13 protein-coding genes are annotated in these 14,314 nt (G+C 34.4%); 9 read left to right on the top strand and 4 right to left on the bottom strand.

Annotated elements, in window-relative coordinates:
- The first annotated feature begins 27 nt into the window (after window positions 1–27).
- From BM088_RS14435 to BM088_RS14410, 6 genes are all read left to right on the top strand, one after another.
- A complete protein-coding gene (locus BM088_RS14435; RefSeq protein ID WP_091985375.1) occupies window positions 28–4,905 on the top strand; it encodes an IPT/TIG domain-containing protein in 4,878 nt (1,625 codons plus the stop codon).
- 77 nt (window positions 4,906–4,982) lie between these two features.
- Complete coding sequence (locus BM088_RS14430) at window positions 4,983–5,186, top strand: hypothetical protein (protein WP_091985367.1); 204 nt, start codon at window positions 4,983–4,985, stop codon at window positions 5,184–5,186.
- A gap of 279 nt (window positions 5,187–5,465) precedes the next feature.
- Entirely contained in the window at window positions 5,466–5,951 is a 486-nt protein-coding gene (locus BM088_RS14425) for a hypothetical protein (protein WP_091985362.1), read from the top strand.
- A gap of 302 nt (window positions 5,952–6,253) precedes the next feature.
- A complete protein-coding gene (locus BM088_RS14420) occupies window positions 6,254–6,661 on the top strand; it encodes a hypothetical protein (protein WP_091985358.1) in 408 nt (135 codons plus the stop codon).
- A 186-nt stretch (window positions 6,662–6,847) separates the two neighbouring features.
- Entirely contained in the window at window positions 6,848–7,546 is a 699-nt protein-coding gene (locus tag BM088_RS14415) for a HupE/UreJ family protein (protein WP_091985355.1), read from the top strand.
- A 22-nt stretch (window positions 7,547–7,568) separates the two neighbouring features.
- On the top strand, window positions 7,569–8,105 hold the full coding sequence (locus tag BM088_RS14410; RefSeq protein WP_091985350.1) for a hypothetical protein: 537 nt from the start codon (window positions 7,569–7,571) through the stop codon (window positions 8,103–8,105).
- 185 nt (window positions 8,106–8,290) lie between these two features.
- On the opposite strand, the gene BM088_RS14405 is transcribed toward BM088_RS14410, so the two are convergent.
- Window positions 8,291–9,094: an ion transporter gene (locus BM088_RS14405; protein WP_091985345.1), complete on the bottom strand. Its 804-nt coding sequence runs from the start codon at window positions 9,092–9,094 to the stop codon at window positions 8,291–8,293.
- Between the two features lie 390 nt (window positions 9,095–9,484).
- Between BM088_RS14405 and BM088_RS14400 the strand changes: the two genes are divergently transcribed.
- A complete protein-coding gene (locus BM088_RS14400; RefSeq protein WP_091985343.1) occupies window positions 9,485–9,730 on the top strand; it encodes a hypothetical protein in 246 nt (81 codons plus the stop codon).
- A 123-nt stretch (window positions 9,731–9,853) separates the two neighbouring features.
- Here the strand turns inward: BM088_RS14400 and BM088_RS14395 are convergent, their stop codons facing one another.
- A complete protein-coding gene (locus BM088_RS14395; RefSeq protein WP_091985340.1) occupies window positions 9,854–10,387 on the bottom strand; it encodes a GNAT family N-acetyltransferase in 534 nt (177 codons plus the stop codon).
- 125 nt (window positions 10,388–10,512) lie between these two features.
- On the opposite strand from BM088_RS14395, the gene BM088_RS14390 reads away from it, so the two are divergent.
- Window positions 10,513–11,400 carry a LysR substrate-binding domain-containing protein gene (locus BM088_RS14390; RefSeq protein WP_091985336.1) on the top strand — a complete coding sequence of 296 codons (888 nt, stop codon included), beginning with the start codon at window positions 10,513–10,515 and terminating at the stop codon, window positions 11,398–11,400.
- Between the two features lie 197 nt (window positions 11,401–11,597).
- On the opposite strand, the gene BM088_RS14385 is transcribed toward BM088_RS14390, so the two are convergent.
- Window positions 11,598–12,080, bottom strand: coding sequence for a DUF1579 domain-containing protein (locus BM088_RS14385; protein WP_091985333.1), 483 nt, complete (start codon window positions 12,078–12,080; stop codon window positions 11,598–11,600).
- Window positions 12,081–12,181: 101 nt separating this feature from the next.
- Between BM088_RS14385 and BM088_RS14380 the strand changes: the two genes are divergently transcribed.
- Window positions 12,182–13,138 (top strand): helix-turn-helix transcriptional regulator, encoded by a 957-nt coding sequence (locus tag BM088_RS14380; RefSeq protein WP_091985329.1) that lies wholly within the window; start codon window positions 12,182–12,184, stop codon window positions 13,136–13,138.
- A gap of 116 nt (window positions 13,139–13,254) precedes the next feature.
- Here BM088_RS14380 and BM088_RS14375 read toward each other — a convergent pair whose 3' ends face one another.
- Window positions 13,255–14,130, bottom strand: a complete 876-nt coding sequence (locus BM088_RS14375; protein ID WP_091985325.1) for an EamA family transporter — start codon at window positions 14,128–14,130, stop codon at window positions 13,255–13,257.
- Between the last annotated feature and the right edge of the window lie 184 nt (window positions 14,131–14,314).

Below are 14,314 nucleotides of genomic sequence, written 5' to 3'. Positions count from 1 at the left end.
TGGACTTTTTATCTTGTGAGACTAAAAATGAAATTGTTAACTCTAAAGTGGTTCTATCTGATTTTTATTATTCTACTAAGTGCTTGTGGTGGAGGTGGAAGCAGTAATAGTGAAGAAACTCCAACTCCAACTCCCAATCAATCACCTACAGCAAACGCAGGTGACGATCAAAATGTGGATGAAAATATCCTTGTCACTTTAAATGGTTTAGGTACAGATGCAGATGGCAGTATAGCAAGCTTTAGTTGGACACAAACTTCGGGAGATGCTGTTGTATTGACTGATGCTGGTCTGAGTAGTGCTAGCTTTACGGCTCCTAACGTAACTACAGATCAAACTCTTATATTTAATCTCATGGTTACGGATAATGGAGGTGCAACTGCAAATGATACGATTAATGTTAATGTTAAAAATATCAATCAACTCCCAATAGCAAACGCTGGACCAGATGCAAGCATCAATGAGTTTAAAAGTGTTACTTTAGATGCGTCTTTGAGTTCAGACCCTGATGGTACTATTTCAAGTTTTATATGGTCTCAGGTTGATAATGGTACACCCACTATTACATTGACAAATCATGACCAAGTTTCAGCCAGTTTTATTGCCCCTGATGTTGCAAGTTCAACCAATTTTGAATTTGAAGTAACCGTAACGGATAACGATTTAGGTGTCTCAAAAGATAATGTGATTATTACTGTTTTATCTCAAAATCCAGAACCAATAGCGAATGCAGGCCTAGATAGACGAGGTGCTACATCTAATGATGTTGCCAATGGAGTTGCTAATATATTTATTGATGGATCAGCCAGTTCAGGATTAAATTTTCAATGGAGTGTTAGCAATATGCCGGCGAATGCAACGTATCGCTTTACTTCGGCTGAAAATCCAATTACAGGTTTTATAGCTGATGTCATTGGTGATTATGAACTCGAATTGACAGTTGATAATGGTCAAAATAGTGTTGTATCTGATAAAACGATTATCACAATGATTTCAGATAGTGATGCTGATGGCTTACCTGATACTGATGATTCAGATAGAGATGGAGATGGTTTTAATAATACTGAAGATTTATTTCCAGATAATAAGGCAGCACATTTAGATAATGATCTTGATGGTACTGGCAATTATTACAACTTAGATGAAGATGGTGATGGTGTTGTTGATATTTTGGATGATTTCCCGCTAGACAATACAAAAGTGACTATGGTTAATTACTCGGAGCAAAAAGAAACTGAGAATATATTTAATCAAAATGATGGTATTTCAGTTTCTGAAAATGTAGGTGTTGTTCCTATCAAAATATCAGGATATATACGCTCAAATGCACAATCACCTGATTTGGATTATTTTAAGATTGCACTTAAAGCAGGTGTTTATAGTATTTTGTTAAATGAAGTGAAAGGTGATCTTAAAGCCAGTATGAATTTAGTGACCGCTTCGGGCGAAAGAGTGCCAACAATTGAGCAGACTTTTTTTGATGGTAAAAACAAAAAAATGAGCATCGCATTAATTCCCAACGATGGTGATTATTATCTGATCGTTGCAGATAGTAGCGGGAAAAGTGGTGATGATTGGTCTTATGATTTAACAGTTCAATCCGATTCTGATAGAGATGGTATAAATGATCAGTTAGAAAAGGCGCTAGATTTGAATCATCTTAGCTCTGATAGTGATGGAGATTCAATATCAGATTTGATTGAGTTGAATTTAATTAAAGAAAACTGGCAAGCACTCAATGATAGTGACCAAGATGGTCTACCTATTTGGTGGGATACAGATACAGATGGTGATTCCATTCCGGACTCTATTGAATATATACAAAAAAGTGATTATCCCGAACTTGATGACAGTAAAATTGCGATATTAAATGATGTTGACCAAGACAGTATTCTTAATTTTATGGATTTAGATAGTGATGGTAATGGTGTTCTTGATAAAGATGAAATAGGTGAAATGCCGTTTACACCTTTGGATACAGATAATGATAATATTCCAGATTTTATAGATTTAGATAATGATGCTGATGGCTTAGCAGATACAGATGAATCTAATGAGTTAATGAATAACCCCTTAGGTCAGGATGAAGCGGGTGACATACAAATACCATTAGCTGAACAGATTGGTATCATTTCTATCGTTAATACTAATTTGGAACTTGAAAATGTTTGTCGAAGTGGTGACTTATTGAGTGTAACAGGTATTCATTTACCATCAGTGACCACCAGTTTATGGGGAGTATTCCAAAGTGTTGATGCATCGAATGCGGTACATCCAGTATCAATTAACGATAATATTGCCACTTTTGAATGTCCACAAAATATAGTTAGCGGCACAATTGAGTTTTATTTGGCATTAGGTGATACCCGCTCTGATAGTAAAGCAATACAATCTTTAGTGATGAATACAGCCGTTCTTACAAGTGCGGGCTACGATAATACATCAAAAATAGTCACCTTAGGTGGTACAGGTTTAAATACCAACATCACGGTTCAGTTAGCAGGAGCTAGTTTAACTATAGATAATAGTTTTGGTAGTGCTGCTGAATTAACTTTTACATTACCGACATCAGCAAAGAGTGGTTTTGTTAATGTGTCTTCTATTAATGGAGAGTCTAATGCCATATGGTTGAGCGTACAGCGTACAATCAGTGGGTCTGTGAATCTCCCTGCGAACAATGTCACTATGTCAGATGTTGATATAGGATTTATGGAAGCTGTATTACCTGACGCGCAAGGTAATTTTAACTTAGATATTTCGAGTCAAGGCAACCAAACAATAGTTGCTATAATCCAAACATCAGACAGTACAGTTGAAAACCCGAAATATGCACCGTATTTATCGGCCGTTACCCTAGCAGGAGAGAGTCAAGTTGAACTATCTGCAGCAACAACTGCTTTAGCACTGATATGGGATGGTATCGGTATCAATCAATTAGTGAATGAGTCACAGCAAGTATCTGCAAAAACCTCAATCGCAGGATTGCCTGAAGTTATTTCTTTAGCTGAGGCATTAGAAAAGGCTCTAGTTGCGGATCCTTATGCACTTAATTTCACTGATACAAATTTAGTTGAAATAAATAAAGCCGCTTTACTAGCAACTGCAAATTGGGTCGCTACAAATACAAGTTCGACTAACATTTTTAACAGGAATGTAGAACTGGAAGAAATGGCAGCGACGGTTGTCCCCACCGAAGCTGATGACATCAGTGTATATGAACGCAGTGGCACGGGTAATGTTAACTTGGAGAATGATACTCAGTTATATCTTTCCGTTAAAATTACAACTACAGATGGTCAAGTTTTACAAAAACATATAACAGGTTTGAATGGAATGGCTGGGCCACAAGGTTTAGGTTTACTTTTTTGGGCATCGACGTCGGAATTTTCACATCCAGGTGGTAAAAATGCAACTGTTGAAGTCATTACAGCAGGTATAGATAAAGAACTTTCTCCTCACGTTGCTGCACCGATTAGTGTCTGGAGAAAGTTATTTTTTAGAACTTGGATTGAGCGTGTTATTTGGCCTGTAATTGGGGAGTATCTCTCAGTAATCGACGCAAGTACTATGACGAATATCATTGTTTCTGCAGCGCCAGCTTTAGTTGATACCGTTACAACTAAAGTATTGTCAGGTGATGCAACAGGGGCAATGAAAGATTTGCTTAATTTTATATGGGGAGACTTTGCAAGTGCCCCCCCTGGACCTATTACAACAGCATTAGCGAAACGTTTTGGTAAAAATATAGGTGAGGAGATCTTGAAAAAAGTTGCAGCTAAAATAGGTGCCAAGTTTGTTCCAGGTATTGGGCAAGTCGCACTCGCTTTTGAAGTTGCCGGACATGTAAACAATGGCCTTAATGCAGGAAAAGCAGTGAAAGATGTCTTAACGACAGATCAAGTGTTGCATTTTGAAGTCAGTTTTCCATTGCAGGTTGAAAGTGTGGCACCAACTAAGGTGAAATCAAATCAAGTTGCGCATACTTTTGTATTGGAAGGTGAAGGTTTTAGTAAAATTAAGCGCGGAATTTGGCCATTTGATTATTATCTAGAGCCTGAAATTACATTTACATCAGCTAATGGCAGTGTATATAAAGGCAAGGCAAGTACAATAAGCCAAGATGGTGAGAGCATGGCCGTTGATGTACCAGCGTGGTTTTTTTCAGAAACACTAGAGGGCCCTTTATCAGTAGAAGTGCATCACCCAACAGATGAAGATACAGCTAAATCAAACTTAAAAGATGCGATAGAGGTTGTACAAAACTTAGAGTTGACATCTCTTTCACCTGACAAAGGTGGTAATGATGAAGAGGTAACAATATATGGTGCTGGGTTTAGCTCTGCAATCAATATGAATGAAGTAATGGTTGGTGGTAAGGTTACGTTAGTGACAGCTGTTTCGACTGATACTTTGAAAATTATAATTCCAGATGGATTAGATGCTGGAACATATGATGTTTTGGCAAGAGTGCAAAATGATGGTGTTTGGTCGGACTGGGCTGGACCATTACAATATGAAGTACTTCAGGCCAAAATAGAAATAACGGTTTGTGACAGTGGTAACTTGAAAGATGATGCATTTGCGCTATATGTAGATGGTAAATACTTAGGCACTATGAATGCGACGAACTCGAACTACTGTAATACTTATAGACCGACTCTAAGTGAAGGGAGTCATACTGCTGTTTTAATTGGTGTTGAAGCACCTGACTCTGTTGGCACTTATAGTATTGATTTTACAGGTGTAAGTAATCTCTCTGGCTCATCTACTTCTGGAACTGATTTGACTCCAGGTGTGAGTAAATTATATAGTTTTGATGTATCTGTAACTTCATTGATGGAAGCTAAGAAATCAGATGCAATAAGACCTAATATTTTACAGGAACAGCAACAAAAAATAGAATAATATGAGATATGTGTGACTAACGAGTTAGCACTCACCAAATAAAGTTGAGTGCTAACTTAAATTAAGAGGAAAAAGTAATGTTAGAACCACGGGATAGGTGGATTTTAAAAGGAGCAGCTGTATTTGCTTTACTAGGTGCGATACAAATTCTAGTGTATGGCGAATTTGGAGCACCAACAACAGAGTCTGTGTTTAAATTTGATGGTTTAGAAAGGCTTTATTTTATAATTCCGACCTTGTTATCTATCTTTTTTTATAAGTTAAGCAATTCTAAGGAATAATTATCAACTCAAGTAAGTTATATTTTCCTTTAAAAATATGTACAAAAAATTTCTAAACCTGATTAATTGATTGTGGCATGCAGCTGAGTGTCCTTATGCATGATCTAAATCAATACACTATAATTCAATATGTTATGTAATATACATCTGCCTCGCAGTATTAGAAGTATTTCAATCAAATCATTCATTAAAACCTAGCTTAAATGTTGTTACTTTATATTAGTAAGATTGTTTACACAGAAGATGGATAATGAAAAAATTTATTTAACAGGCTTTTAAATGCAAAGTTTTGATTATTTTATTTTAGCCCGTGTCTTTCATATTATTGGCATCGTCCTATGGATAGGGGGGGTTGCCTTTGTTACTTTAGTTTTATTGCCATCGTTAAAAAAAATACCTAATAAACAAGAGCGTATGACACTATTCGAAAAGCTCGAAGGTGCTTTTTCATTTCAAGCTAAGTTTTCCACTTTAATAACGGGGCTATCTGGCGTCTATATGCTGGAATATATGAATGCTTGGTCACGATATTTGGAGTTTCAGTTTTGGTGGATGCACCTGATGACCTTGGTATGGTTCATTTTTACTGTGGTACTCTTTGTTTTAGAACCCTTATTTTCACATAAATGGTTTAACCAGCAGGCAAAGCTTAACTGTGATAAAACGTTTAAATACCTTCATATAATGCATATTGTTTTATTATCTATAAGTTTAATAGCGATATTTGGTGCGGCAGGGGGAGTTCATGGTTTGAGTTTTATTTAATTTATTAAACGGTGATTTAGCTGGTATATCATTTTTTAACATCATTTTGCCAAAATGCTGGAATAACTTCATCATATTTATGTGCAATGGCGAGAGGTTAATCCTGTGTTAAACCCATAAATTAGAAATCAAAGCCATACCCTAACTTAAACAATATAGCCTGAGTCATATCAAGGTTAATTCGATTTAACTTAAAACTTATTTATCTTTTTACATCTCAGAAATGTAGACATTACAAATTGGCTCTGTTTTAATATGCTCGATTCTTAATGAGCTCAGACTTTATCTTTAAAAGGTGTAAATTGATAAATATACATGCTTCAAAACAGTTAATACTGGCGAAGTTAACATTAGTTTTAATGCTAGTGATATTTGTATGTCAATTTTTTGCACAAAATGCTGTGGTCTCAGTTCAGTTTTCTAATGATGAACATCCATTAGGTACACAAATAAACCATCATCATAGTCACGGTCATCAGCATGGTGATAAGCATTTAAATTACGATAGTGATGTTGAATTTACATCTCAAGATATTGTAGCTCAAGACATTACAAGTCATGAGCACGCCAACCATTCCCATAATGTGTTTCATTCGTCAATTTACTCCATGTTTACGACTAATCGACTTCTGTCTGATGATATTGAAGTTTTAATTACACAGTACCAAACTTTAAGTTACGCCCCCCCAATCCCCCCACCAACAGTTTGATTTTAAGTTTATTAATTTAATACCTTTAGGTATCAAATAACTCATTTTTGAATGTATGATTTTCATATTTATATGAAAACATTCTCGTGTGGTAATCGTACACTTACATCAGATTTCAAAAATACGTATAAATATAATTTCAGTAGAAAAATATGATAATTAACTTGAAAAAAAGAGGCGCGTATTATGAATAATGTGTCTTTAAATATAATGCGATGTGTATTGGTTTTATTAGGCTTATTCGCATCATTTAACTTATTTGCACACGGTGTAGATGAAAATACAAAACAATTTTTAACGGCTAATCAAGGCGTTTCAATTATTCCTTTTATATATATTGGCGCTAAACACATGGTGACGGGTTATGATCACTTATTATTTTTAGTCGGCGTGATCTTTTTCCTATTTAGAACCAAAGATGTGGTGCTTTATGTGAGCTTATTTACTTTAGGTCATAGCGTCACTTTGTTATTAGGTGTGCTCAATGATATTCAAGTGAATGCATATTTAATTGATGCCATTATTGCTTTATCTATTGTTTATAAAGGATTTGATAATTTAGGCGGTTTTAAACGTCTTTTTGATTTTCAACCTAATACAAAAGCGGCTGTGATGATTTTTGGCTTATTTCATGGTTTTGGTTTAGCAACAAAAATTCAAGAATTCAAACTACCGGATGAAGGTTTAGTTGCCAATATCATTGCATTTAATGTAGGTGTCGAAGTAGGTCAGTTTATGGCATTGGGGCTTGTGCTTATTTTAATGAGTTTTTGGCGCAGACATTCAAGCTATATGCAATTTTCAACTATGGCAAATACTCTCCTTATGAGTGGTGGGTTAATGCTGTTTGGTCTACAAGTCACTGGCTTTTTCATAAACCGCTAATAAAAATTTTTAAGGATTATAAATGAATACGTTTAATATACCGGTACATTCAACAAAAACATTAATTAAAGCAAGTTTGATTGCAGCCACTATCGCCAGTTTAGTTTTAATCATCTGTATTTTACCTTCAGAGTATAATATTGACCCTACGGGTTTAGGTAATAAAATGGGTTTAACCAAACTTGCTCAACAAACCCACGGCACAACATCTGCTATTGAAAAGGCTGAATCAAACAGCATTGCACTTAAAAGTGATAAAGTTGAAATAGAAATACCAGCAAATAGAGGTCTTGAATATAAGCTCTTAATGGAAAAATATGCACATTTAGAATACCAATGGCAAACAAATGGTAAGCCCTTATATTTTGATTTTCATGGTGAACCTAAGGGGGATACCACAGGTTATTTTGAAAGTTTTTCAATTACCACATCAGATAATATGAAGGGCTCTTTAACTACGCCTTTTGCAGGTTCTCATGGGTGGTATTGGAAAAATACAACAGATGAGCCTGTAACAGTCACTTTAACCATTAAAGGCAATTATTTGATTAAAGGTTAAAGCCGTTTCAATAAATTGATTAATGCTTTATTGTTGGCATTAATCAATTTATATTGAGCAGCTACGAGTGATATAAGTGGTAATGGCAGGAATGCCATTACCAAACCTATAGGGGGCATTTATGGTGAGTTATATCAATCACCACTTAATTTTTTAAGGGTTATGCTTTCACTCACATTGATAATTTATTTTTGTGAAACAAGTTTAGTCAGTTCTGCTATTTGTTGTTTAAGCTCATTTACCTGACCCACTGTTGCTGGTAATTCATCATTATCTTGATGTTCTAACGCAAAGTCTGCACTTTCTTTTGTCATGACTTCAAGTACTACACCAACCATCATATTCAAAAATATAAACGCGGTTAAAAAGATGAAGCTTAAATAATAAATCCAGCTTAAAGGGTGAACAGTCATAGTTTCATACATAATGTCGGTCCAATCTTCAAATGTGGCAATACGAAAGAGTGTAAGCATTGCAATTGAAACATCTCGCCATAAAGTTTCATTAATATCGGTAAATAACATACTACCAACGGCTGCATAAATATAAAAAATGACAAACATTAATAATGCGATATATCCCATTCTAGGAATTGCTTTAAGTAAAGCATTTACTAGCATGCGAAGCTCTGGGATCATAGAGACCAAGCGTAGTACACGAAACACTCTTAATAATCTGGCAATCAATATGGTTGAGCCTGCCAGAGGTATTAAGCTGCCTAATACGATGATCACATCAAAGATATTCCAGCCTTGAGAAAAGAAGCGTTTAAAGTTATTAGTGGAAATATAACGTATGATAATTTCAACCAAAAAGAAAACTGTAATGGCAGTATCTAGCATGGCTAGAGTGCTTTCAAACCAATGTGGGAGTTCGTAGGTATGCGCGCCAACACTTAAAGCTGAAATCACTATGACAAAAATGATTAATGATTGAAATAATTTACTATTATCAAGGCGGCTAAATAGTAATTGCAAAGGAGTTAACATGTATTTTTCCATTGTAAAAAACGTAAAATTGAAATATGAGTGAAAGTTTTAATAATATTGGTCTCGACTTAAATAACTTCACTTTAGTCATTTTGGCGGAGTTTAAAGTGTTGTCTCAATAATTTCAAATATGGAACGATAACAAGGCTATTTTGCGAAGATAAAATCCAATTATACTATGCTATTGTTTCAGTAATATTTTTTAAAAGTTAAGAGAGTGGCACAGTCATGAGAAAATTATGTTTTTAATTTTATTTTCTTCAAATTCTTTAATGGCGCAAGTGGTGGCATAAAGACCATATCTGATTTGGGAATTCAACAAACCTTACCATAGAAGCAAAAGCGGGTGGTTGTTTTTGTGAAAAATTTCAAGATAAAGAAGTGATGCACATGACAGTATCATATATGAATCCAAATAATGAGATAAGAATGATAGGGGGACTAGGTCCCCTTCAAATGATGGGGATCCAAGGAGGGATGTCATGGCAATTCAAAAAAATATCAGATTCTAAAACACACATCATTCATAAGTATCAAGTTGTCGGTTTTGTACCTGACGGATTAGATAAATTGGCTGACATTGTTGATAAAGTACAAACAATTCAAGTTAATAACCTTGCTAAAAAAACTGGTTAGCCATAAATAAACCCAGGTAAATTTTTACATTATTAAACATGAGTTTGCTGCTCAAAAAACAGATGTGCACTACGCGTAAAAAGTTCAGTGTTTAATTGAACAAGCCTTTAATTTAAAGTGATATTATTTTTGATATTCACTCTTTAAAATACTATAAAAATAAAAGTCGTGAAGCGCATCATTGATTTTTTTATGTTGCCTTAAACACGCTTCACGTTTCATATTGAGTTTTTCCATCAGTTTATATGAAGCGATATTATTTATGCCGCAGCCAGCACTTATTTTATGTACAGCTAAATGTTCAAATGCGTATTTGATCAAGCCTTGCGTTGCTTCAAATGCATACCCTTGGCCCTGGTAGTTTTGGTATAAACCATATCCAATTTCAGCAATACCAGATAATTCAGGAATATAACGGAACATAAGCTCGCCAGCTAGCGTGTTATTTGATTTTAACGTGATACTAAATACCAACCTTTCATTGCTACCTTTTATCCAAGGTTTCAGTGTTTTTTTAAATCGACCAAGTGCTTGGTCTTGATTTAAAGGCGTGCAAATGTATTTAGTCCAATCAGGATCTTGCCAATGACTTAAACTTGCGCTTTCATCTTCTGCTATTACAAGCCTCATAATTAAGCGTGATGTTTCAAATTGCATTCTTTTTTCCTACAAGGTTTAACTTAAAATAATAATAGCGGTTTTATTTAACAATAATAAATGAATACATTTGCTTTGTTATGAATTAAATTAATATTAAGTCAGGTATCTAAAATGAAATTGCCATGTATAAATATTTACCACCATTAAAACCTTTACGTGCATTTGAAGCGACAGCCCGGCATATGAGCTTTAGCCTAGCAGCGAAAGAGCTATGTGTGACACAAAGCGCTGTAAGCCATCAGGTAAAAAATCTAGAATCATTTTTGGGTATGTCGCTTTTTATTCGCCAAGGAAAGCATTTGTCTTTGAGTGAAAAAGGAGGGCAGTATTTTTCATTTATTCAACGAATGTTTATTAGTTTAGATAATACCACTGCAAAAATAATGGGTTCTGCCTCAGGGGTGACCCGCATGGCTGTATATGGTTCATTTGCGATGAAATGGTTGATCCCCAGATTACCTGAATTTAGAAAAAAATATCCTGAAATTGATTTGCGTATTTCAATGTTAAGTGAAGAAGAAATTGATTTAGATTTATTAGGTGTTGATTGCGGTATTTGCTTAGGAAAAGAAAATACACAATATCAATATCATCATTTGCTTACAGAAGAGTGGTTTCCTGTTTGTAGTCCTCAAATATATGATGAGATAAAAAATAACCCCTTAGCAGAGTCATTAATGAAGTATCCATTATTAGAAGGCGATCATCAAAATGACTGGCAAAAGCTATTTGATAACTTAGGCTTAACTTTTGATAAACCACCTGTGTATCATTATTTTAGTCATGTAATTTTGCTTTTGCAGGCTGCTATAGAAGGTCAGGGAATCGCTTTAAGTAGTGATATTCTGTCAAAAGATGATATTGACTCAGGGCGATTAGTTAGACTTCCATTAAATTCAGATCAAAATATTGGCATTATCAGTCACTATTATTTTTGTTTCACAAAAGATAGGATGAAAGATTTAGATATTAAAACAGTTCAAAATTGGTTATTAAGCTTCTTTAAGTGAAATAACCTTAATAAAAACTGACTTTTCTACATTGAAGTTGACAGGTTTTGTTTTTATTAAGCTTATGTTTCAAATTTGAGAATGGTTACTTGTATAAGTTTTTTGTAATATATTACAAGTAACCCATTTACCTCAGAGTTCAATACGTACTAACTTATTAGCATGACAGTTTATCACTATTTCAAAATAGCATTGCGTTATTTACTAAAATCCATAATCCAATTTGTTTCCCATGTTCTACCTGAGTCTGTTGAAAATGCCTGTTCCCAGCGGGGTGTTTCAGGTGTGGGTAAGGTCCATATAAAACGTACTTTAATTGTTTTTCCTTGAAACATATCATCGGCATAAAAAATACCGACGCCATCTGAAAATTGACCTTTCATAGGTTCATCCAGCTGATCTACAAATCTGCCATCGACCCACCAAATAGACCACATATTTGTTTTTTTGTTATAAGTTCTAAGTGTCACAGCACAATAAGTTTCTTCTGGTAAATTGAGCAGATTGTCATCAAAATTACCATAACCCCCCAGTATTTTTTGGCTAATACAGGTCCCTTCAAATTCCTCCCACTCTTGACTGTCTATTAGTCTATGTATGCGTTTTTTATGTTTTACCTGCCACTGGCCGATAAAAAAATTAAAATCATCTGATCCTGAATGTAAGTTTTTTGTGTTCATTTATACCTCTATATAAAGTTTCTTTTCGTTAAACATTAAATATGAGTATATGTTTCATATAGGGCATAATGCGTCCTATTAAAAATAAAAAGTGTATTTTGATGGCTCAACCTACAACGCGCATTTTGGCTGTTTTAGAATTATTACAAACTTATGGTCGACTCAGTGGTGCAGAATTATCAATGCACCTTGGATTAGACAGACGTACTTTACGTCGTTATATTGTTGCACTTGAAGAGTTAGGCATTCCCATTATGACAGAGCGTGGACGCTATGGCGGGTATACTTTAATGCCTGGTTTTAAATTACAACCTATGATGTTCAATGAAAATGAAGCAATGGCCTTAGCTGTGAGTTTGATGGCAGCAAATCAATCAGGTTTAGTTCAAAATATGCTTGCTGTATCTTCTGCGCAAGCGAAGTTACAGCGTATTATGCCAAATGAATTAAAGCAAAAAGTGCAATCACTTAAGGATACTATTAGCTTAGATTTATTTTCATCGCGAGCAACCCAGCAAGAAGACAATCGTTTTTTATTAGAGTTAAGTACAGCAACAAAACAAGAAAACAGTGTAGAAATTGAATATCATGCTGCCAATGATAAAAGTACAAACAGAATAATAGACCCTTATGGTCTGGCTTTTTATTTAGGATATTGGTACTTAGTCGGTTTTTGTCGACTAAGAAAAAATATACGAATATTTCGCCTTGACCGCATTAATCAAGTAAATATAGTGACGAGTATTTTTAAACGACCTAAAGATTTTAATGTTCTTGAATATTTACGTACTGCAATTGCACAGATCCCGCGTGAATTTTCAGTTGAAGTATTATTACATACCAATCTAGAAATGGCGTATTCTTATATAGATCAAAATATGGGGCTATTAATACAAACTGATAAAGGTGTTTTATTACATCATGAATGTAGTGATTTATCTTGGTTTGCTAGGCAACTTGCTTTGTGGCCATTTAATTTCGAAATATATCAGCCAAATCAATTACATTTAGAAGTTAAAGCCCTAGCAAACCGATTACTTGAATGCTCAAAGAGTTAAGCCTCACACTAAAATATGTTGATGTGATTAGAGTTAAAAAGTGGTAATCACATATTTAAAAAAGTAAGAGTCAGGCCCGCTTTACATACAGGACATACATACTTAAAATTATGCTTTTATTTTGCAATTCGAGCATTGATTAGTTTATGTTTCAAAACATCCATTTTATTTGAAATAAGTGCACCTGTTATAATGAAAATTAATGCAATAACAATATTAATAGACCATTGACTGATCCCAAATAAAGATAAAAGTAATGAGGATATTAAAGGTGCCATAAAACTTAAAGAGGCTAATAGGCTTTTATTACCCTTTTTTAGGCTTAAATCCCATAAATAAAATGCGCCGCCTACAGGGCCTAAACCTAATAAAATAATACCTAACAATAATTTTGCATTAAATTGCCACAAACTGGTTTCGAGTATCAAATGTGCAATAAATGATAAGAGTGCGACACCTAAAGATAACCAGCCAATATCATCTACTTTATTTTTTGATTTAGATAAATACCAAGAATAGCCAGTCCAAATAATGGCACAACTAAGTGCCAAAATATAACCTGGCATATATTCTTGCTTTAAGCTTAATTTAGTATTGCCCATGATTATGACACCAACACCAATAAAGCCTATAAACCCACCTATTAAACTTTGAAATTTCATTTTGTTCGGTGAAACTAAAATCGCCAATAACATAGGCCAAAGATAGCTGATTAAACTCACTTCTATGGCTGGTGCTATTTTTAATGCCATAAAATAACAAAAATGAAAACTAAACAGGGCAGCGATACCGATAAACCATTGTTTGAACGTTAAGCAGGGTTTTATTAAAAGCGGCTCTTTAGTCAAAGCCCTTTTAATAAACATTAATGTCCATGATATAAAAAAACACAATGATAAAAGCTGAAGCGGGGGAATTGAGATGGTTAAAGTACCTAAAAGAGCCAATGCACCCCACATGAAAATGGCGTTAATACCATAAAAAGTATTCATATTATTATCCTTTAATGTCAAAGTTAAATTATGAATGACAATTAAGAGTAGTAGTGTGCTTTAAAGTCGTTTTATTACTCTTAGAAGACTGAAATATGATTACTTGATCTCAATTTATGTTAACTAACCTGAATTCTGGATAAGAAGTGAACTTATTGCCCACCTAGCGATCAGATCTTTCGAC

This window comes from Pseudoalteromonas denitrificans DSM 6059 (assembly GCF_900112265.1).
Classification (GTDB): Bacteria; Pseudomonadota; Gammaproteobacteria; order Enterobacterales; family Alteromonadaceae; genus Pseudoalteromonas; species Pseudoalteromonas denitrificans.
This window is presented reverse-complemented; position numbering and strand designations above follow the sequence as displayed.

What these genes read in the sequence shown, in the direction of transcription:
- BM088_RS14435 (WP_091985375.1), top strand. Translation starts at nt 28, where the DNA reads ATGAAATTGTTAACTCTAAAGTGGTTCTATCTGATTTTTATTATTCTA.
- BM088_RS14430 (WP_091985367.1), top strand. Translation starts at nt 4,983, where the DNA reads ATGTTAGAACCACGGGATAGGTGGATTTTAAAAGGAGCAGCTGTATTT.
- BM088_RS14425 (WP_091985362.1), top strand. Translation starts at nt 5,466, where the DNA reads ATGCAAAGTTTTGATTATTTTATTTTAGCCCGTGTCTTTCATATTATT.
- BM088_RS14415 (WP_091985355.1), top strand. Translation starts at nt 6,848, where the DNA reads ATGAATAATGTGTCTTTAAATATAATGCGATGTGTATTGGTTTTATTA.
- BM088_RS14410 (WP_091985350.1), top strand. Translation starts at nt 7,569, where the DNA reads ATGAATACGTTTAATATACCGGTACATTCAACAAAAACATTAATTAAA.
- BM088_RS14405 (WP_091985345.1), bottom strand. Translation starts at nt 9,094, where the DNA reads ATGTTAACTCCTTTGCAATTACTATTTAGCCGCCTTGATAATAGTAAA.
- BM088_RS14400 (WP_091985343.1), top strand. Translation starts at nt 9,485, where the DNA reads ATGACAGTATCATATATGAATCCAAATAATGAGATAAGAATGATAGGG.
- BM088_RS14395 (WP_091985340.1), bottom strand. Translation starts at nt 10,387, where the DNA reads ATGCAATTTGAAACATCACGCTTAATTATGAGGCTTGTAATAGCAGAA.
- BM088_RS14390 (WP_091985336.1), top strand. Translation starts at nt 10,513, where the DNA reads ATGTATAAATATTTACCACCATTAAAACCTTTACGTGCATTTGAAGCG.
- BM088_RS14385 (WP_091985333.1), bottom strand. Translation starts at nt 12,080, where the DNA reads ATGAACACAAAAAACTTACATTCAGGATCAGATGATTTTAATTTTTTT.
- BM088_RS14380 (WP_091985329.1), top strand. Translation starts at nt 12,182, where the DNA reads ATGGCTCAACCTACAACGCGCATTTTGGCTGTTTTAGAATTATTACAA.
- BM088_RS14375 (WP_091985325.1), bottom strand. Translation starts at nt 14,130, where the DNA reads ATGAATACTTTTTATGGTATTAACGCCATTTTCATGTGGGGTGCATTG.